The organism is Mesorhizobium sp. WSM4830 (assembly GCF_055811495.1).
Map to the genome: position 1 here is coordinate 1 of NZ_JBVVQI010000123.1, position 407 is coordinate 407.

A 407-nucleotide genomic window follows, 5' to 3' on the forward strand; every position below is an offset into this window, starting at 1 on the left:
CACTTTCGGCTCGCCTGGTCGGGCTTTGAGCACGCCCATGTCATCCTCGGCGGCGAAAGCTTCGTCGCCCTGGCCGAAGGGCTTCAAAACGCGTTGTGGTCTGTTGGCGGCACGCCGCTCTATCACCGCAGCGACAGCCTGTCGGCCGCCTTCCGCAACCTCGATGCCGACGCAAAGGCCGATCTCACGCGCCGCTATGAGGAACTGTGCGCCCACTACCGCATGACGCCAACCCGCAACAACAAAGGCATCGCCCACGAGAACGGCTCGATCGAAAGCTCCCACGGCCATCTCAAGAACGCCGTTCGCGACGCCCTGCTGATGCGCGGAACAAGGGACTTCGACGATCTCGGCTCCTACCGCATCTTCATCGATGAGATTGTCAGCCGCCGCAATGCGGCACACGG

General features: G+C 63.1%; 1 protein-coding gene. It reads left to right on the forward strand.

Annotation, left to right across the window (positions count from 1 at the left end):
* A partial coding sequence (locus tag AC0L2Y_RS34635) for an IS21 family transposase (protein WP_473562345.1) occupies positions 1-407 on the forward strand: 407 nt, incomplete at both ends.